15 protein-coding genes are annotated in these 19,377 nt (G+C 75.2%); 11 read left to right on the forward strand and 4 right to left on the reverse strand.

What is annotated here, in order from left to right:
* The first annotated feature begins 279 nt into the window (after positions 1-279).
* From ADK60_RS02815 to ADK60_RS02850, 8 genes are all read left to right on the forward strand, one after another.
* The gene (locus ADK60_RS02815; protein WP_234370915.1) at positions 280-1,686 is read left to right on the forward strand and encodes a sensor histidine kinase; all 1,407 of its coding nucleotides are present in this window, start codon (positions 280-282) and stop codon (positions 1,684-1,686) included.
* Complete coding sequence (locus ADK60_RS02820; protein WP_045944465.1) at positions 1,638-2,303, forward strand: response regulator transcription factor; 666 nt, start codon at positions 1,638-1,640, stop codon at positions 2,301-2,303. Before ADK60_RS02815 ends, ADK60_RS02820 begins: the two co-directional genes overlap by 49 nt.
* 220 nt (positions 2,304-2,523) lie before the next feature.
* The gene (locus tag ADK60_RS42960; protein ID WP_107094477.1) at positions 2,524-4,224 is read left to right on the forward strand and encodes a DUF2637 domain-containing protein; all 1,701 of its coding nucleotides are present in this window, start codon (positions 2,524-2,526) and stop codon (positions 4,222-4,224) included.
* A 138-nt stretch (positions 4,225-4,362) separates the two neighbouring features.
* The gene (locus ADK60_RS02830) at positions 4,363-5,655 is read left to right on the forward strand and encodes a DUF6986 family protein (RefSeq protein ID WP_053642944.1); all 1,293 of its coding nucleotides are present in this window, start codon (positions 4,363-4,365) and stop codon (positions 5,653-5,655) included.
* Positions 5,656-5,804: 149 nt separating this feature from the next.
* Positions 5,805-6,461: a YigZ family protein gene (locus tag ADK60_RS02835; protein WP_045944467.1), complete on the forward strand. Its 657-nt coding sequence runs from the start codon at positions 5,805-5,807 to the stop codon at positions 6,459-6,461.
* A gap of 226 nt (positions 6,462-6,687) precedes the next feature.
* Positions 6,688-8,571 carry a hypothetical protein gene (locus ADK60_RS02840; RefSeq protein ID WP_159400281.1) on the forward strand — a complete coding sequence of 628 codons (1,884 nt, stop codon included), beginning with the start codon at positions 6,688-6,690 and terminating at the stop codon, positions 8,569-8,571.
* Positions 8,572-8,700: 129 nt separating this feature from the next.
* Positions 8,701-10,359: a restriction endonuclease gene (locus ADK60_RS02845; RefSeq protein ID WP_053642949.1), complete on the forward strand. Its 1,659-nt coding sequence runs from the start codon at positions 8,701-8,703 to the stop codon at positions 10,357-10,359.
* A gap of 317 nt (positions 10,360-10,676) precedes the next feature.
* Positions 10,677-11,519, forward strand: coding sequence for a ZIP family metal transporter (locus tag ADK60_RS02850; RefSeq protein ID WP_353651720.1), 843 nt, complete (start codon positions 10,677-10,679; stop codon positions 11,517-11,519).
* Positions 11,520-11,583: 64 nt separating this feature from the next.
* Here the strand turns inward: ADK60_RS02850 and ADK60_RS02855 are convergent, their stop codons facing one another.
* Entirely contained in the window at positions 11,584-12,489 is a 906-nt protein-coding gene (locus ADK60_RS02855) for a LysR family transcriptional regulator (protein WP_053642951.1), read from the reverse strand.
* Between the two features lie 111 nt (positions 12,490-12,600).
* Between ADK60_RS02855 and ADK60_RS02860 the strand changes: the two genes are divergently transcribed.
* Positions 12,601-13,545 (forward strand): EamA family transporter, encoded by a 945-nt coding sequence (locus tag ADK60_RS02860; protein ID WP_053642953.1) that lies wholly within the window; start codon positions 12,601-12,603, stop codon positions 13,543-13,545.
* On the opposite strand, the gene ADK60_RS02865 is transcribed toward ADK60_RS02860, so the two are convergent.
* A complete protein-coding gene (locus ADK60_RS02865) occupies positions 13,433-14,020 on the reverse strand; it encodes a MarR family winged helix-turn-helix transcriptional regulator (RefSeq protein WP_199839582.1) in 588 nt (195 codons plus the stop codon). The two genes, ADK60_RS02860 and ADK60_RS02865, sit on opposite strands and share 113 nt — an antisense overlap.
* A 147-nt stretch (positions 14,021-14,167) precedes the next feature.
* Between ADK60_RS02865 and ADK60_RS02870 the strand changes: the two genes are divergently transcribed.
* A complete protein-coding gene (locus ADK60_RS02870; protein ID WP_053642954.1) occupies positions 14,168-14,506 on the forward strand; it encodes a DUF2218 domain-containing protein in 339 nt (112 codons plus the stop codon).
* Positions 14,507-14,558: 52 nt separating this feature from the next.
* Here ADK60_RS02870 and ADK60_RS02875 read toward each other — a convergent pair whose 3' ends face one another.
* A complete protein-coding gene (locus ADK60_RS02875; RefSeq protein WP_053642957.1) occupies positions 14,559-15,227 on the reverse strand; it encodes a phosphatase PAP2 family protein in 669 nt (222 codons plus the stop codon).
* A gap of 426 nt (positions 15,228-15,653) precedes the next feature.
* The gene (gene gabT / locus ADK60_RS02880) at positions 15,654-17,009 is read right to left on the reverse strand and encodes a 4-aminobutyrate--2-oxoglutarate transaminase (protein WP_053642959.1); all 1,356 of its coding nucleotides are present in this window, start codon (positions 17,007-17,009) and stop codon (positions 15,654-15,656) included.
* A gap of 240 nt (positions 17,010-17,249) precedes the next feature.
* Here gabT and ADK60_RS02885 point away from each other — a divergent pair, with 240 nt between their 5' ends.
* Positions 17,250-19,313 (forward strand): hypothetical protein, encoded by a 2,064-nt coding sequence (locus tag ADK60_RS02885; protein WP_053642961.1) that lies wholly within the window; start codon positions 17,250-17,252, stop codon positions 19,311-19,313.
* The last annotated feature ends 64 nt before the right edge of the window (positions 19,314-19,377 follow it).

Genomic DNA, 19,377 nt, shown 5'->3' on the forward strand with positions numbered 1-19,377 from the left:
CCTGTGGGAGAGTAGGACGCCGCCGAACAATCATTGTGAAGAACCCCCGTCGGGAAACCGGCGGGGGTTCTTTGCGTTGTGCGTGAATTGCTGCCCGTATTGCTGCGTCCGGTGCGCGGGGGATTCGGCCCCGTTGGGGCAGGGGCCCGCGCGGGGTGGACCTAGGACCACCCTGAATTCGGGTGGGACGGCCAGTGCCGACGGCCCTGGGGCCGGGGACACTGGATGAGGAGGATCGGGGCCGGTCTGCGGCATCGGCATCAGCAATCAGGAGTTGGCGTGGCAACAGAGAGTCGGATCAGCGGGGGCGGTGCCGTGCGCGCCCAGACCGAGGCGGCCCTCGCTGCGGGCGGCCGCGGGCTGGCCCGGTTGTCCCTGCTGGTGCTCGGTGCGGTGCCGATCGTGGTGGTGCCCGTGTTCGGGGCCTTCTTCGCCGGCGCGACGGCCGCATGGCTGCTCGACGGCTACTACCCGGCGGTGTTCGTCGCGCTGATCGCTGCTGTGGGCGCGGCCCTGACGCTGGCCGGGCTGTTCGTGCGACCGACCGCGACCCGGACCCGGGGGCAGCTCAACCGCTGGTACGGCACCAGGCTGCCGGCGGTGTACACCCCCAGGCCGCCGCTGGAGGCGGACGCCCGCGGTCACTGGTGGACGGGTTACTCCTACCACCGCTCCCACAACGTCGCCCGGCTCGCGCAGCTGCTGCACTGGGCGGTGAGGGACGCCGTGACGCGGCGCGAGATGCTCTGGCTGCTGGTCAGCCCGCTGCTGGCGCTTGCGTTGGGACTCGTGGTGCTGGGAGTCCTGGGCGGTGGGGCGGCGTTCGTGGTCGTCGCGGTGCGTGGCTACGGGCCGGTGGGTTCGAGCGGTGCCCCGACCGTGTTCCTCGCGACCCTGCTCGGGCTCGGGATGCTCGCTCTGGGCACGCTGCTGGCCCCGTACGCGGTGCGCGGGTACGCGGAGGTGGCCCGCAGGGTGCTGGACAAGGACGGTCGGACCTCGCACGCCCAGCTGACCCGGCGGGTGGCGGAGCTGACCGAGACCCGGGCCGAAGCGGTCGGGGACCAGGCGGCGGAGCTGCGGCGGATCGAGCGGGACCTGCACGACGGCGCCCAGGCGCGGCTGGTCGCGATCGGGATGACGTTGGGCACGATCGAGCACCTGATGGAGACCGATCCGGTGGCGGCGCGCGAACTCCTGTCCGAGGCCCGGCAGTCCTCGGCGCGGGCGCTCCAGGAGCTGCGCGACCTGGTCCGGGGCATCCACCCGCCGGTGCTGGCGGAGCGGGGCCTGGGTGACGCGGTCCGTGCGCTCGCGCTGGACTGCGCGCTGCCGACCGAGGTGTGCGTGAGTCTGCCGGACCGCCCGGCGGCGCCGGTGGAGGCCACGGCGTACTTCAGCATCTGCGAGCTGCTGGCCAACGCGGCCAAGCACTCGGGCGCGGAGCAGGTGTGGGTGGACATCCTGTACCGGGCCGGCCGGCTGCGGGTGACGGTGACGGACGACGGGGTCGGGGTTGCGGATCCCACCAGGGGGACCGGGCTGCGGGGGATCGAGCGGCGATTGGGTACCTTCGACGGTGTCCTGGCCATCGACAGTACGTCGGGCGGTCCGACCACCATCACCCTGGAGCTGCCGTGCGAGTTGTCCTCGCCGAGGACCTTTACCTCCTTCGAGAAGGTCTGATCAGGCTGCTGGAGGCGCACGGCTTCACGATCGCCGCAGCGGTCGAGACCGGTCCGGAGCTGCAGGAGGCGCTGCTGACGCACCGTCCGGACGTCGCGGTGGTCGACGTCCGGCTGCCGCCGACCCTGACCGACGAGGGCCTCCAGGCGGCGCTCAAGGCCCGCCGGGAGATTCCGGGCCTGCCGGTGCTGGTGCTGTCACAGCACGTCCAGCAGCTCTACGCGCGGGAGTTGCTGGCGGACGGCACGGGCGGGATCGGGTACCTGCTGAAGGACCGGGTCTTCAACGCCGACCAGTTCATCGACGCGGTTCGCCGGGTGGCGGCCGGCGGTACGGCGATGGACCCGGACGTCATCGCCAAGCTGATGCAGAGCACCTCGCGTCGTTCCGGACCGTTGCAGCGGCTGTCGCCGCGCGAGCGGGAGGTGCTGGAGCTGATGGCGGAGGGGTGTTCGAACTCGGCGATCGCCGCCCGGCTGTCGGTGAGCGACGGTGCGGTGGCCAAGCACATCGCCAATATCTTCACCAAGCTCGAACTCGCCCCGGCCGAGGATGCGAACCGCCGGGTCATGGCCGTGCTGGCCTACCTCAACGGCACGGCGGGGCAGCCGTCCTGACCGGGCGCCCGCTCCCCGGCTCCGCGGGGCGGGGCGTTGGGGAGCGGCAGCGGCCGGTCGCGGTGACGGTGCGGGCTGCGGGAACGCTGGGACAGGTGTACGAGTAAACTCCGGTGGGCCGAGCCCGGAGGTCGCTCAGCCGTCCGGCGCCCCGACAAGCGGGAACCGGCAGCCGAGGCAGCGAACGGCCGCAGCCGACATCCAGGGGTTGATAGACGTAATGGCACGCCCATCGCTCACCAAGGCCCACCGCAGCCTGCTCGGTCTGGTCGCCGCCGGTGCCTGCATCATCTCCGGTATCGGCTTCGCCGGCTCCTACAGCGCGGTCAAGGAGCTGGCCGAGCAGAAGGGCTTCGGCGCCTTCTCCTACGCGTTCCCGATCGGCGTGGACGCGGGCATCGTGGTCCTGCTCTCGCTGGACCTGGTGCTCACCTGGCTGCGGATACCCTTCCCGGCGCTGCGGCAGACCGCCTGGCTGCTGACCGTCGCGACCATCGCCTTCAACGCGGCCGCCTCCTGGGGCGACCCGCTCGGGATGGGCATGCACGCCGTCATCCCGCTGCTGTTCGTCGTCGTGGTCGAGGCTTCCCGGCACGCGGTGGGCCGGATCGCGGCGATCACCGCGGACCGGCACATGGAGTCGGTCCGGATGATGCGCTGGCTGCTCTCGCCGGTGCCGACCTTCCGGCTCTGGCGGCGGATGAAGCTCTGGGAGCTGCGCTCCTACGACGAGGTCGTGCGGCTGGAGCAGAACCGGCTGGTCTACCGGGCCCAGCTGCGCTTCCGCTACGGCCGCGGCTGGCGCCGCGCGGCGCCGATCCAGGCGCTGCTGCCGCTCAAGCTGGCCAAGTACGGGGTGCCGCTGGACCCGTCGGTGTTCGACCGGATGGACGAGGACGCCCGGGTGGCCCGGGAGGAGAAGGAGGCCCGCGAGGTCGAGGCGGCGGCCAGGGCCGAGGCGGCCCTGGCGGTGCAGGAGGCCCGCGCGCTCCAGGAGAGCCGTGCGGCGGCCGCCCTGGTGCCGGCCGGGCAGCCCGCGCGGGCCGGGAACGGCGCCGCGGCGGCCCGTGAGCAGGACGGGGCCGAGGGGCCGGTCGCCGCGAGGCAGCAGCAACAGCCGGTCCGGGTCGACCGTTCCACCCAGGCCGTGCCGCGGGTGCCGGGCCCGGCGCAGAGCCGGCCGCAGCCGCAGCCCCAGGGCCGCCCGGAGCCGGAGGCGGAGCCGCAGGGGCAGCCCGAGCCCGCTCCCGCCGAGGTGCTCGCCAAGCTCGCCGCCGTGCGGCTGCGCGACGCCCAGGAGCCGGTCGGCGGGGCGCAGCAGCCCCCGGCTCCGCAGGAGGAGGAGCTGAACGTCTGGACCGAGCGGGCCGTGCGGACCACCGGGCATCCCAGCGACGCTGCGCCGGGCGGGCGGGTGCCCGGCCAGGTCTCGCCGTGGTTCAAGCCGCCGCGCCCGACCGACCCCGACCAGCCGGAGGCCCCGGAGCAGCAGGCCGCCGTCGCCCACGCCGGGCCCGAGGCCGGCTACGCGGAGCCGCCGTTCGTGGAGGAGCGCTTCGCCGAGCAGGGCCAGGTCGAGCAGACCTACACCGAGCAGGGCCAGGTCGACCAGGGCTACACCGAGCAGGCCTACGCCGAGGCCGCGGAGGAGGCGCCGGAGTTCGCCGAGCGCGGGCAGCGGCCGATCGGCCCCGCGCCGCGCCCGGGCTCGTACCGGCTGGACCCCGAGCAGGCGTTCGAGGCGCTGGTGAGCTACATCGACACCTTCGAGCACGAGCCGGACCCGCAGCGGCTGGCCGCCTGGCTGACCAAGAAGTACGGCGTGGCCGGCAACCGTCCCGACGGTTCGGTCCACCCCAAGGACGTCGAGGCGCTCTACCCGGAGCTGCGGGACCGTTACGCCACCTCCGGGCGGGACTGACCCGGCCCGCGGCTGCGCCGCCCGGTCCGCCGGCGGGCATTGACGCCCGTTCCCGGCCCGTCTACCTTCGCATCAACAAACTGTTGAAGCGCTGGCCTGGCACGGGCCCCGCGCGCATGCTTGCGTGAGGAGTGACGGATGTCGCAGGTCGAGACGGGCGCTACCGGGCCGACGGGCGCGGCGGGATTCTCCGCCGCCGCCCGGTCCGCCGTGGACGCGCTGCTGGCGCCGGTCGACGCCGATCTGGCCCACCGCTTCCCGGGCGACCCGGGCACCCGCCAGCCGGTCCACACCGTCTACGTGCCGGCCGACACCTTCGCCGCCGACACCGTGCGGAGCTGGGGCCGACAGGCCCTGGAGGCCTTCGACACCCACGCCGGCACCCCCGCCGAGCTCGCTCGCGCGCTCGGCGTGGCGGACGACGGGCTGCTCGCCGAGGTGCACCGCCGGGTCCGGGCCAAGCTGGAGCGCGAGCCGGTCGAGGACCTGCGGATCGACTTCGAGGACGGCTACGGCCCGCGGCCCGACGCGGAGGAGGACGCGGCGGCGGTCCGGGCCGCCGAACTGCTCGCCGCCGCGGTCGCCGACGGCAGTGCTCCGCCGTACTTCGGCATCCGGATCAAGTGCATGGAGGCGGCCGTCCGGGACCGCGGCATCCGCACCCTGGAGCTGTTCCTCGGCACCTTGCTGGCGCACGGCGGACTGCCCGACGGGCTGGTGCTCACCCTGCCCAAGGTGACCTACGCCGAGCAGGTCACCGCGCTGGTCCGGCTGCTGGCGGACTTCGAGCGCGGCGCCGGGCTGCCGGAAGGACGGCTCGGCTTCGAGATCCAGATCGAGACCACCCAGGCGATCCTCGGCCCGGACGGCCGGGCCACCGTCGCCCGGATGATAGCGGCGGCCGAGGGGCGGGCCACCGGCCTGCACTACGGCACCTTCGACTACAGCGCCGCGTGCGGGGTCGCCGCCGCCCACCAGAGCATGGACCACCCGGCCGCCGACCACGCCAAGGCGGTGATGCAGGTCGCCGCCGCCGGGACCGGGGTGCGGCTCTCCGACGGCTCCACCAATGTGGTCCCGACCGGCACCACCGCCCAGGTGCACGCCGCGTGGAAGCTCCACCACGACCTGGTCCGCCGCTCGCTCGCCCGTGCCTACTACCAGGGCTGGGACATGCACCCGGCGCACCTGCCGACCCGGTACGTCGCCGTCTACTCCTTCTACCGGGAGGGCCTGGCCTCCGCCGCGGCCCGGCTGGCCGCGTACGTGGCCAAGGCGGGCGGGGACATCATGGACGAGCCGGCGACCGCCCGGGCGCTCAGCGGGTACCTGCTGCGCGGGCTCGACTGCGGTGCGGTCGACCTCGCCGAGGTGCGGGCGGCGACCGGTCTGGACCGGGCCCAGCTGGACGCGCTCGCGGGCCGCGGCTGAGCGCTGCCCGCCCGCCCCTCGGGTCCGGCGCCCCTCGGGTCCGGTTCGAAGGGCACGCCGTAGGCTGGCGGGGCGGTCCGTGGGCGAGCTGTCGTCCCCTGCGGGCCGCGCCGTCGCCCCTCGTCGTCCTCCGGGAGAACCGCCGCGCCATGCCCGCCACACCGGAGCCGACCCCCCGGCCGTACCTGACCGTCCGGAGCGCGGGCACGCACGAGATCGAGATCAAGAAGTCCCGGTTCATCTGCCACCTCGCCCGGGTCGCCGACGAGGAGGAGGCCCAGGCCTTCATTGCGGGCATCCGCAAGCAGTACTGGGACGCCCGGCACAACTGCACCGCCTTCGTGGTCGGCGAGGAGCAGCGCCGCGAGCGTTCCAGCGACGACGGCGAGCCCGGCGGGACGGCCGGGGTGCCGATGCTGGAGGTGCTGCGCCGGCGCGGCGTGACCGACACGGTGGCGGTGGTGACCCGCTACTTCGGCGGTATCAAGCTCGGCGCCGGCGGCCTGGTGCGCGCCTACGGGAGCGCGGTGTCGGAGGCGCTGGACGAGCTCGGGCTGCTGGAGCGGCGGCCGGTCGCGCTGCTCGCGGTGACGGTCGACCACGCCCGGGCCGGGCGGGTGGAGAACGACCTGCGGGCGGCCGGATTCACGGTCAGCGACCTGGCGTACGAGGCGTCCGGGGTGCGGATCGAGGTGGGGGTGCCGGAGCCGGAGGTCGCGGCGTTCCACACCTGGCTGGCCGAGGCCACCGGCGGTACGGCGGCCGGGGTGGCGGCGGGCCGGACCTACGTCGAGGTGCCGGTCTGACCGGACGGCGTCCGCGCGGCCGGTCCCGGGGCGGGGCCGGAGACGATGCAGATTCTCGTCCTGTGCGACAGCGGGCTTGAGCAGATTCACCCGAATGTAGTGACGTGGCCCGGAGTTGGAACTTCCGCTCCGGGCCATGGCGTTTCCTGGGCACAGGTCCGGCGAACCGGACCAAAGACCCATCGATGGAGGACACGGGACCCCACCGCCCCACGGAGGTATGCGCATGACCTCGGAACGTTCCTCGTCGTCGCCCGCCGGAGCCGGACTCCCCGGCTCCGGAGGCCCTGCGGCGCCCTATCGGATGACCGTCACCACCGCCCTCCCGTACGCCGACGCCCTCGCCCTGGCCGACCAGCACCTCGCCGCCTGGCTGAAACGGGAGGGGTGCGAGGAACCCCCGCCCGCCCTCCTCGGCCCGCCGCCCGCGCTGTCCGCCGCCCTGTCTGCTCCGTGCGACCTGTCCGCCCCGCCCCGGGCCGGAGCCGCCGCCCTCTACGCCGAGCGCTTCCGGCTCGGCGACCGCGTCCTGCTGGACCGCGACGGCGGTCCGCTCCCGGGCGGTCCCGGGGGCCGCTACGACCGCCGCCGGGTCCGTACCCCCGCCCCGCACGGCACCGACCACCTCACCCTCACCCTGGCGGCCGGGCCCACCGGCCCGACCTGGCTCCGGCTGGAGGCCGCCACCCGCACCACCGACAGCGCCGTGCGGACGCCCGGCCGGGTACCGGTGCCCGAACCGGCCCGCACCCTGCTGCCGCTGCTGGACGCCGCCGACGGCCCGGCCGCCGTCCTGGCCGCTCCCCGGATGCTCACCGCGGCCGAGGTCGACGGCCTGGTCGACGAGCTCTGCGACCCGGACCGCCGGATGCCCGCCATGGTGGCCAGCGTCCCGGCCGGCCTCGATGCCGGAGCGTGGCTCGCCGAAGTGGTCGCCCCGCTCTGCGAGCACCTGCCGGGACTCGCCACCCTGTACGTCCTGGACGCCGAGGCGCGCACCAGGTTCAACGTCGCCCTGGAGTTCCATGCCGTCTACGGAGGGGCGGTCCGCACCTATCTGCCCGAGGTCGACCCGGCCTCGCGCCAGGACGGCCGGCGGCACCCGGTGCTGGCCCGCCACCGGATCGAGGAGGACCCGCGGCGCGCGGCCGTCCTGCTGTCCCGCGAACCGCGCCGGCTCGCCGCCGAACGGACGCCGCCGGCGACGCTGGCGGCCGTGCCCCCGCCGCGCGTGCCGGCCTCGGTACCCGTGCTCGCGGCCCCGGTGGCCGTCCCCGTCGGCCGGACGGACCGGCCGGAGGAGCACGAGCGGGGCGCCCGCCCCGCCCACCCCCCGTACGCCTCCCACCCCGCGCGCCACGAGGGCCGCCGGGAGCACCGTCGCGAGCGGCCCAAGCCGAAGGCCCTCACCGCGGGCGGCCCGCTCCCCGGCCGGACGGCCGGCCCCGGGGCGGGGCGCGGATCGGCCGGCCGGCTCTGCACTGCACCCGGCGGTGGACCGGTGCCGCTCCCGCCGACGCTGTTCGTCCCGGTCCCACCGGCCCCGTCCCAGCCCGTTCTGCCCGCCCCCGCCCGTCGGGCCGGGCGGCGGCGCACCGGACCGGTCGGCGGCCACGGCGGGATCCCGCTCACCTTCACCGAGCTGATGGACCGGCTCGGCGAGTTCCCGCTGCTCACCTTCACCGGCGACCAGAAGGCCGCGCTCGCCCTCGACGAGCTGCGCTGCGCCGGCGGGGGCTGGGCCCGGCTCACCTGGGACGGTCTGACCGCGCTCCAGGAGTACGCCGAGGCGGCGGTCCGCGGCCGGGCGGGCGGCGACTTCAAGCAGTGGTGCGAACGGACCCCGGCCGGCTGCCACCGCTTCCCGCCCCGCAAGGCGGTGCGCGGCGAGTCGCGGACGGTCCACAGCCACGCCAAGTGGAAGCGCGAGCGGATGCTCCCGGTGCCGGAGTGCGTGGACGTGTCCAGACGCGCCTTCATGGGGGCACACCTGCGGATCGGCGGCGGCCGCACCGCGCCCCGGCTGCACTACCTGGACGACTGTTCGGGCAGTGGCCGGATCTATGTCGGCTACATCGGACTGCACCTGACCAACACCCGGACCAACTGAGAGGCTTTGCTGACCGGTGCGCCCGTTCGGTGGACAATGTCCGGAAGCGGGGCGGACCCCCGGTTCGCCGCCGAGGGGCTGCCGACCGCCCCGGGCAGGCGCCGGACGAGCATGGGGGAACGACCACCGATGCAGTACTCAGCAGACGGCCAGTCCGACGGTGCTGTCACCGCCCCCCAACCGGGCTTCCTCGCCTCCGTGTTCCGCGACCTCGGGGTGGAGGAGCCGACCGCGGACGATCCGTCCGGCCGCCCCCCGGGCATCCCCGACGGGCCGTCGTCCACCGCCCGACCGGCCCCGGATCCGCTCGGCCCGGGCGGCGACGAGGATGTCGCCGCCCACGCCAGGGCCGCCGCGCTCACCCACCACCGCACGCTCACCGTCCAGGCCGAGCACGAGCGGCTGGCCGACCTGCTCCGGCGGTCCGCCCTGCCGGTCTCGGCCATGGACTTCGAGAGCCAGCTGCGCCGCTACGAGCCGCGCCCCTACCCGGACGGCGCGCCGCCCGCGACGGCCGGCGCGGACCCGGAGCCGCGCTGGGAGGACTACGCACCCGCCGAACCGCCGGCCTCCGACCCCGACGGGCCCCCGGTCCCCCGGCTGCTCGACTCCGACTACCAGCGCGGACTGGCCAAGGCCCGGCTGACCCACCAGCGGGCCCTGCGGGAGTGGCGCACCCGGCAGGCCGAGGCCGGCAGCCCCGCCGTCGACGAGTCCCGGCGCGCCCACGACGAGGCCGAGCAGGCCCGGGCGCGGGCGGTGCGCGAGTACAACGACTCCCTGGAGGAGTGCCGCCGGGCCTACCGGCAGGCCGAGCCGGCCGCCGTCGAGTCCCTGCTGGAGCGGGCCCTCGCCGCCGCCGAGACCAATACCCGGGACCTGCCGGCGCCCTGTCGTGCCGTCTACCGGCCACTGACCCGCACCGCCGTGCTCGACCTCGACCTCCCGCCGCTGGACGTCGTGCCCTCGCTGGCCGGCTACCGGCTCGCCCCGGACGGCGAGGTCCTCCCGGTGCCGCGCCCGCCGGCCGACCGGGCCTCCGACTACCTGCGGCTGGTCGCCCGGCTGGCCCTGCGCGCGCTGCAGGCCGCCGACGCCGTCGACACCGACGAGATCCTCGCCGGCGTCGTGCTCAACGGCTGGCTGCGCGAGCCCGGCGGCGCCCCGCCACTCTGCCTGCTGAGCGTGGACGCGGACCGTGACGCGCTGGCCCGCACCAGGCTGCTGCCGCCCACCGACCCCGACGAGGAGCCCGACGGCGAGGGCGTCTACGCAGACGCCGAGCAGGACGAGGCACTGGTGCGGCTGCGCCAGCTCGACGCCGCCGTCAGCCCCGACCCGTACGGCCGGGCGGGCGTCGAACCGGCCGCGCAGGCGGCGGTCACCGTCCCGGCGGCGCCGGACCTCTCGGCGAACGAGTTCGCCCAGCTGGTCCGTGAGCTGCTCACCCGGGGCGGGCTCGGGCAGTGGAGCGTACGGCTGCGCGGCCCGGTCGGGCTGGTGGCCACCGGTGAGGGGCCCGTCGGCAGCGCGCTGCCCGGCCGCTGGGTGGTGTGGGCCTCCCGGGGCGAGGGGCCGGTGGGGGAGGAGGAGATCCGGACCCTGGCGGAGGCGGTCCGCGAGGAGTCCGCCGAACGCGGGCTGCGGCTGACCACCGGCCGCTTCACCGACGGGGCGCTCGACCTCACCGGGGAGGACGGGCACCGGCACATCCACCTGGTCGACGGGGACGGCGTCCGCGAGCTGACGCACACCCACCTCGGACTGTCGCTCGCCGCCGGACACTGAGCCGCGCGAGCACTGAGCCGCGCGGGCCCGGCCGCGGGGGTGATCAGGAACGGTCCCGCGTCCGGAGGGGGTCCGGGAGGGCCGGGAATCCACTACGGTGGTCGGCCCGGAGCGGCTGCCGTCGGCCGGCTCCGACGGCCCGCCCCGGCGCCTCACCCCGACGGCTTGCCCGGCGGGCGACGGCGCGCGGGGTGTCCGACGCTGGGGGACACGGCCGGCCGGCACCGGCCGACGGTCGGCCCGGGGACGGGCGGCCCGGGGACGGGCGGGACACGGGGGAGACGAGTGAACGGACGGACCGTCACGGTGGAGCAGCGGTGACCGCGGTCCTGGTGGCCGCGGGGGCGTTCCTGATGACGCTGATCGGCGGCTGGGTCGCGCAGCGCACCGGCGACCGCCGGCACCTGGTGCTCGGCTTCGCCGCCGGGCTGATGCTCGGGGTGGTCGCCTTCGACCTCCTGCCGGAGGCGCTGCGCCAGGCGCCCGAGGAGGTCCACGGGGTGCCGCAGGCACTGCTGATGTTCGCGGCCGGCTTCCTGACCATCCACATCGTCGAGCGGGCGGTCGCGATCCACCGCGGCCACGAGGAGGAGTACGCCGAGCACAGCCACGGCCACCGTCCCAGCCACGACCGGTCGACCGAGCAGGACCGGTCGTCCGTGCAGGGCCGGGGCCACAACCACGGCCATGCCCACGGCCGTTCCCGGTCGGACGCCGAGCGGCACCAGGGAGTGGGCCTGACGGCCGCGATGGCCCTGGTCGGCCACAGCGTCATGGACGGCTTCGCGATCGGCGCGGCCTTCCAGGCCGGTACGACGGTCGGGACGGTGGTGGCGATCGCGGTGGTCGCGCACGACTTCGCGGACGGCTTCAACACGTACACGATCACCCGGCTCTACGGGAACAACAAGCGGCGGGCGCTGGCCCTGCTGGCGGCCGACGCGCTGGCGCCGGTCACCGGTGCCGCGATCACCCTGCTGTTCACCATCTCCGAGCACCTGCTCGGGCTGTACCTGGGGTTCTTCGCCGGATTCCTGCTCTATCTGGCGACCTCCGACATCCTCCCCGAGGCGCACAGCCCGCACCCCTCGCGCACCACCCTGCTCTGCACCCTCGGCGGGGTCGGCTTCATGTGGCTGGTGATCGGCTTCGCCTCCTGACGGGAGGCCGCGACGGGGGCGTCCGCCGGCCGGCCACCTCGGTCAGCCGCCCCGGGCGTCCCGGTCAGCCGCCCCGGGCGTCCCAGCGGGCCCGCATCGCGTCCAGCGCCTCGGTGATCGCCGGCCGGCGCGAGGCCTGGGAGCGCCAGAGTGCGAACACCCGCCGGGCCGGCTCCGGCGCCACCGCCCGGGCCACCACCTCCGGCGGCAGCGCGCCCCGGCCCAGCCGGGGCACCAGCCCGATGCCGAGACCGGCCCCGATCAGGGCGATCTGGGTCTCGAACTCGCCGACCCGGTAGTGCACGTCCGGCTCCTCGCCGGCCTCGCGCAGGGTCCGGACCAGCCAGTCGTGGCAGATGTTGCCCGGCGGCACGCTCGTCCAGCGCTGCCCGCGCAGCCGGCCCACCGGCACCACCGGGAGCTCCGCCAGCGGGTGGCCGACCGGCAGTAGCAGGTCCACCGGATCCGGCCCGAGGTCCATCCGGTCGAGCCCCTCCTGCACCGGCAGCGGCACCGTCGGCCAGTCCTGGACGAGCGCCAGGTCGACCTCGCCGCGCGCCACCAGCTCGGCCGCCGGGTACGGGTCGCTCTCCAGCAGCCGCACGTCCAGCTCCGGGCGGCGCGCGCGCAGATCGGCCAGCACTCCCGGCATCAGTCCGCGCGCGCCGGTCGCGAAGGCGGCCACCAGCAGCCGGCCGACCGCCTGGCCGCGCTGCTCCTCCAGTCGCACCTCGGCCCGCTCCACCAGCCCCAGCACCGCCTGCGCCGTACCCGCCAGCTCGCGCGCCGCGTCCGTCAGCACCACGCCCCGGCCCTGGCGCTCCAGCAGCACCGTCCTGGTCTCCCGCTCCAGCTTGGCGATCTGCTGGGAGACGGCGGACGGGGTGAAACCGAGGGCCGCGGCCGCCCCGCCGACCGAGCCGTGGACGGCCACCGCGTGCAGCGCCCGCAGGCGTCCCAGATCCATCATGCAGCAATGCTAAAGCGTTGCCTTCAGAACTCATCGCTGGTGCTGCACGGTCCCGGCGGCCATCCTCGTGCCATGAGCGCATCCCCGCAGGCCGCCCCTGGCGGCGGCAGCATGAGTCCGCGTCACATCGGCCTGGCCGTCCTGGTGGCCGCCGTCTGGGGCCTCAACTTCGTCCTCATCCACATCGGGCTCCAGAACTTCCCGCCGCTGCTGTTCTGCGCCCTGCGGTTCGCGGTGGTCGCCGTCCCGGCGATCTTCTTCGTGGGACCGCCGAAGGTCGCCCTGCGCTGGGTGCTCGCGGTCGGTGTGGTGCTCGGTGTGGTGAAGTTCGGCCTGCTCTTCCTGGGCATGCACGCCGGGATGCCGGCCGGCCTCTCCTCGCTGGTGCTCCAGGGGCAGGCGGTGTTCACCGCGCTGTTCGCCGGCGCGCTGCTGGGCGAGCGTCCCGGTGTCCAGCGGCTGACCGGCCTGGGCGTCGCCTTCGCGGGCATCGGGCTGAGCGCCGTCGACCACGGCCTCGGCGGGCCGCTGGGCGCGTTCGTCCTGGTCGTCCTGGCGGCGGCCGCCTGGGGACTGTCCAACGTGCTGACCCGCAAGGCAGCCCCGCCGGACGCGCTGCGCTGGATGGTCTGGGTCAGCGCGGTGCCGCCGCTGCCGCTGCTCGGCCTCTCGCTGCTGGTCGAGGGCCCGGCGGCCGACCTGCGCGCGCTGCGCGGGATCGACCTCGCCGGGCTCGGCGCGATCGGCTACGTCGGGCTGGTCTCCACCCTGTTCGGCTTCGTCGCCTGGAGCTATCTGCTGCGCAGTTACGACGCCACCGCGGTGGCGCCCTACTCGCTGCTGGTGCCGGTGTTCGGGATGTCCTCGGCCTGGCTGCTGCTCGGCGAGTCGGTCGGCCCGGTGGCCGCCGTCGCCGCGCTGCTGGTGATCGCCGGGATCGGGATCACCGCGCTGCGCCCGGGGGCGCTGTCCGGCGCGGCGCGGCGGTGGTCGCCGCGTAGGCGGCCTCGGCGCTCCGCAGCGCTCGCAGCAGCGCGTCCTGGTCGGCGGGGCTGACCGCGCCGAAGTACTCCTGGGAGACCTCGTAGCGGACCTGGCCGATCCGCTCCACCGCCGACCGGCCGGCCTCGGTCAGCAGGATCCGCACGGCCCGGCGGTCGGCCGGGTCCGGGCTCCGTTCCACCAGTCCGGCCTCCTCCAGCGCGTCGACCACCGTGGTGGCCGAACGGGGGGCGATGTGCAGCCGGTCCGCCAGGTCGCTGAGCCGCATCGCCCGGTCGGGGAGCTCGCAGCCCGGGGCGTGCGCGAGGGTGCGCAGGGCGCGGCCCTGGCCGGGGGTGATGCCGTAGGGCTCCAGCCGCTCGCTGGTGAGGCGGCGGATCCGCTTGATCGCCCGGGTCATCGCATCGGCCAGCTCGGCGGCGGTGTCCTGTTCGGCGGTGCCCTGTTCGGTGCTGCCCTGTTCGGCACCGTCGGGGGTGCTGGTGCCGGGGGAGGAGCTCGCCGCGTCGTCGGTCGGCGTGGTGGTCATGGGCGGCTCTCCTCGGCAGGTGTTCGACCAAGGGTATCGGCCGCTCCGGGGGCGTCCGGAAATATGTTGAGTAAGACTCAGTATCTGGGTTAGCGTAGACGGCGAGTGAGGGCACCCTAAGTTCCCTCCCCTGAACCTGGAGGGCCCGTGCCCCGCTCCGAAGCCCGCGTCACCACCGACCGTTCCGCCCGCTACGCCAAGCAGCTCGCCGCCCACATGGGCCGCAAGATCAAGGCCGACTGGTCCGAGGAGACCGGTCACGGCACCCTCGTCTTCGGCGCCGGCACCGCCACGCTGGAGGCCACCCCCGACGCGCTGCTGCTCGCGGTCGAGGGCGAGACCGAGAACCTGCCCGGCCTCGAGGACGTCGTCGGCCGCCACCTGGTCCGCTTCGGCGCTCGCGACGAACTGGTCGTCGAGTGGCGCCGTGACAGCGGCGAGGCCGGCCACGTCCACCGCAACGACGAGGAGCCGGTCGAGGGCTGAGCCCCGGGCGGCACGGCCCGGCGTTCACGGCCCGGGCCCGGGGCTCGGGGTCTCAGTGCTCCGGGCGCCGTCGGCGCGCGGACGGGCGGCCGGTGAGCGGCCACCGGGCCAGCGTCCACAGGACCAGGCCGCCCAGGCACCAACTGGCCACCACGTCCAGCAGCCAGTGGTAGTCGCTCCACACCAGCCCCAGTCCGACGCCCACGGCCAGCAGCGCCGCCGCGGCGGCGAGCGCCCGCCGCCCGCGCGGCGTGGCCGTCCGCGCCAGCAGCAGGGCCGCCACCCCGTACCCGAGCGTGGCGGTCGCGGTGTGGCCGGACGGGTACCAGCCCCACTGGTCCGCCGCCAGCGGCAGCCCGAACGGGCCCGGCCGGGCGAACCAGGCCTTCGCCGGCACCACCAGCAGCGGGATCAGCCCGGCCGTCAGCACCGCCACCGGCACCGGCAGCCACCACCGGGCGAACCCCGCCCGGAACTCCCGCCGGGCGGCGACCGCCCCGCCCAGCAGCAACACCGGCACCGCCACCGAGCCCCCGCCCAGGTCGGAGAACGCCTTGCCGAGGTGGTTGAGCAGAGTGCTGTGCAGCGCGTGCCGGGTCTCCCGGACGGCGTGCCGGGTCCAGTGGTCCAGCTCCAGCAGCGGTCCGTCCACGGCGACCTGCCAGGACACCAGCAGGAGCACCAGGACCAGGAGCGCCGGCACTGCCGGCCGGGCGAGCACGCGAGGCAGCCGCCCCGGAGCAGGGGGGAGAGCTCCGGGGCGGCCCTGATGATCGCCGTTCCGTGCGTCCCGGGGGGTGTGGGCCGGACGGCCGGTCGATCGGCTTTCGGTGTGCACCGCCCCGTACGGGACGGCCTGGTTGTCCTCGCGGCCCTCGCGCGGAGCCGCCCCCTGGGGCGACGCCGCGGACGGCTCCGCCCATGGCTGGGGCTCGCTGTCCATCTGTGATGACACTACGTCAAGGTCCTTGCACGGCCGAGGAGCTTCAGCGATTCCGCACACCATCTTCACCGTCCGCGCCGGGGGCGTCACGCCGGGTTCGAAACCCAACGGCCCGCGGGGACTGAGGTCCCCGCGGGCCGTTCGGCGCTGTCCGGACATCCCTCCGGCGGGTCTTCGGGCGCGGCCTCGGGGCCGCGGGCCGGATCAGACGGTGGCGAAGGCGCCCTCGATGATGTCCAGGCCCTCGTTCAGCAGGTGCTCCGGCATGACCAGCGGCGGCAGGAAGCGCAGCACGTTGCCGTAGGTGCCGGCGGTCAGCACGACCAGGCCCTCGGCGTGGCAGGCCTTGGCGATGGCCGCGGTGGCCTCCGCGTGCGGCTCCTTGCCGCCCGGCTTCACCAGCTCGACGGCGATCATCGCGCCGCGGCCGCGGACCTCGCCGACGCGGACCCGGTCGGAGTCGGCGTACTTCTCCTGGATCGCCCGCAGGCGGCCCAGCATGACCTCGCCGATGCGCTGCGCCTTGCCGTTGAGGTCCAGCTCCTTCATGGTCTCGATGGAACCCAGCGCGGCCGCGCAGGCCACCGGGTTGCCACCGTAGGTGCCGCCCAGGCCGCCGGCGTGCGCGGCGTCCATGATCTCGGCCCGACCGGTCACCGCGGCCAGCGGCAGACCGCCGGCGATGCCCTTGGCGGTGGTGATGAGGTCCGGGACGATGCCCTCGTCGTCACAGGCGAACCACTGGCCGGTGCGGCAGAAGCCGGTCTGGATCTCGTCCGCGACGAAGACGATGCCGTTGGCCTTCGCGTACTCGACGATGGCCGGCAGGAAGCCCTTGGCCGGCTCGATGAAGCCGCCCTCGCCCTGGATCGGCTCGATGATGATCGCGGCGACGTTCTCGGCGCCGATCTGCTTGTTGATGATGTCGATCGCCTGCGCGGCGGCCTCGGCGGCGCAGTTCTCGGCACCGGTCAGCCAGCGGTAGGGGTAGGCCACCGGCACCCGGTAGACCTCGGGGGCGAACGGACCGAAGCCCTGCTTGTACGGCATGTTCTTCGCCGTCATGCCCATGGTGAGGTTGGTGCGGCCGTGGTAGCCGTGGTCGAACACCACGACGGCGGTGCGCTTGGTGTACGCGCGGGCGATCTTCACCGCGTTCTCGACCGCCTCGGCGCCCGAGTTGAACAGCGCGGTGCGCTTGTCGTGGTCGCCCGGGGTCAGCTCGTTGAGCTGCTCGGCGACGGCGACGTAGCCCTCGTACGGGGTCACCATGAAACAGGTGTGCGTGAAGGCGGCGAGCTGCTCGGAGGCCTTGGCCACCACGGCCTCGGCGCTGTTGCCGACGTTGGTCACGGCGATGCCGGAGCCGAAGTCGATCAGCGAGTTGCCGTCCACGTCCTCCAGCACGCCGCCGTTGGCGCGGGACACGTACACCGGCAGGGTGGTGCCGACGCCGGCCGCCACCGCACCCAGCTTGCGGGCCTGCAGCTCCTGCGACTTCGGACCGGGGATCGCGGTGACCAGGCGGCGCTCCTGCGGGAGCGGCGTTGCGGCGCTCATGGGTTTCTCCAGACTTCTCGGCTCGGTAGTTCGCAGGCTACGGGGGCGTTCCCCGGGCAGGCATGCGCCACTCGGTAGCACTGCGCCGTCCGACTTGTCCGGGGCGGCCAGCCCGGGCGGAGCCGCTACCGGGAGGCTCCGCTCCACTACATTGAGCGCGGGCGTGTCGCCGGGGCGGTGGCATGGGTATGGGCGGCACCGACGGTGGTCGGGCCGGCGGGCGAGGGAACGGGGCCGTAGATGGGACTGGACGGGGCACGGAGCCACGACGAGCGGACCACCGCCACTCCCCGCACCCCGATGCCGCACCCGCGTCCCCCGGCCCGCGTGCCCTTCGACCTCGCCGCCTGGGCCTCGGCCCCGCGCCCCGAGGCCGACCCGGGCGTCTTCCGCCAGGACCACCGGCAGCTCGACCCCGACCGGGCGGAGGCCGCCAAGGTCCCGACCTGGCCGCTGCTCCTGCGGGCGGGGCTGAACGCGGTGGTGGGGTGGTTGGCGTACGTCTACGGCGTCGAGGTGGCCAAGTACGGGACGACGTTCATCGGTGTACTGCCCACACGTTCGGCGTTCGTCGCGATCTCGGTCGTCCTCACCCTCAACGTGCTGGTCGCCGGCATCGTCATCAAGGTCTTCGGCCGAATGGGCCGGTGGCCGGAGGTGTGGCGGCGCTACGCCCTGCCGCTGCTGTCGCGGACGGTGACGGAGGAGGCGCCGGCCACCGAGGAGGAGCAGTCGGAGGCGGCCCGGCAGCGGGATCCGTGGACGGTGCTGCGGCAGGGCGGGGCCGCCGTCGCGGCCGGGCGGCTGGACGGTGAGGCGGTCGGGGACGTCGACTACGTGCGGATCCGGCGGGCCTGGGAGTCGGCCCAGGCCGACCCGGCCTTCCTGCCGGCCTTCGTCGAGCAGGTGTCGCTGCGCGGCGCCGCCGCGTTCGCGCACCCCTCGGAGGCGCGCGAACTGCCGGGCCGGGCGGAGCGGCACGACCTGCTGCTGGGCCAGGTGCGGCTCGGCACCGCGCAGGACGTGCCGAAGAACCCGCTGACCCACCGGTCGGCCGGGTTCGCGCTGGACCCGGTGGTGCTGGGCACCTCGCTGCTGGCGGTGGGCCCGGCCGGGACGGGGAAGACGGCGCGGCTGGCCCGCCCGGTGGCCGAGGCGCTGTGCCTGCAGGCGCTGGCCGGGACGGCGTGCGCGGTGGTGATCGGCGCGACGGACGCAGACCTGGGGCCGGACGCCTGGTACGACGTGGTGATCGCCCCGGGCGACCCCGCGTCCCGCTACGGGCTGGACCTCTACGGCGCGGCCCAGGACCCGGACGAGGCGGCGGCCCGGCTGGCCGAGGCACTGCTGCCGGACGAGCTGACCGCGCGCGCCGAGACCGCCCGGACGGCCCTGCAGCAGATGGTCGGCCCGTTCCACGCCGCGTTCGGCCGCTACCCGGGCGTGCGCGAGCTGCGGGCGCTGCTCGCCGGTGATCCGGAGTCGCTGGAGGCCCTGGTGAAGGGGCTGCGGGCGGCCGGGCGGCTGGGCTCCTTCGAGCGGGACCTCGAGCACCGGGAGCACCAGCGCGGCCGGGCGGACGATCCGGGGGCGCTGCTGGCGGACCGGCTGGCGCTGCTGGACCGGCCGGCCTTCGAGGGGGCGTTCGCGACCGACGGCACGGGCCGGCCGCCGTTCGCGATGCGGGTGCTGGACCATCCGCTGCGGGTGCGGGTGAAGCTGCCGGAGCGCAGTCATCCGGAGGTGGCGCGGATGCTGTCGCGCCTGCTGGTGGGGCAGTTCGTGCAGGCGGCCGGGTCGCGCGGGGACCGTTCGCTGTTCGCGGGCCTGGTGGTGGACGACGCCTCGGCGGCGCTGGACGCCGGGATCGTGCGCGGTCTGCAGCGGCTGCGCGGGGCGAACGCCGGGGTGGTGCTGCTGCTGCGCACCCTGGTGGACCTGCCGGAGGCGCTGCGGGCGCCGCTGTTCGGGGCGGTGGGCTGCCGGGCGGCGTTCCCGGGCATCGCACCCTGGGACGGGCGGTTGTTCTCGGAGGCCTGGGGCACCCACCTGGTCCGCGAGACGGCGGTGACGCTGGCCCCGGACACCTCGGGCGGGATCGTCCGGCGGGCCGGGCGGCTGGGGCGCAAGGCGCTGTCGGGGACGACGGCGCAGACGGAGTCGGTGACCACCCGGGAGGTGGAGCGGCTGCGCTGGTCGCCGTCCGACCTGGCGCACGCCCTGCCGGCGGGGCACGCGGTGGTGTCGCTGACGGCGGTGTCGGGGGAGCAGGTGCCGCCGCTGCTGGTGGACCTCCGGGGCTGAGGCGGGCCGTCGAAGCTCGCCTTCGAGGTGGATTCGGCAGTGCCGGTTGTCCGGAGCGTCCATA

The organism is Streptomyces sp. XY431 (assembly GCF_001279805.1).
Taxonomy (GTDB): Bacteria; Actinomycetota; Actinomycetes; order Streptomycetales; family Streptomycetaceae; genus Kitasatospora; species Kitasatospora purpeofusca.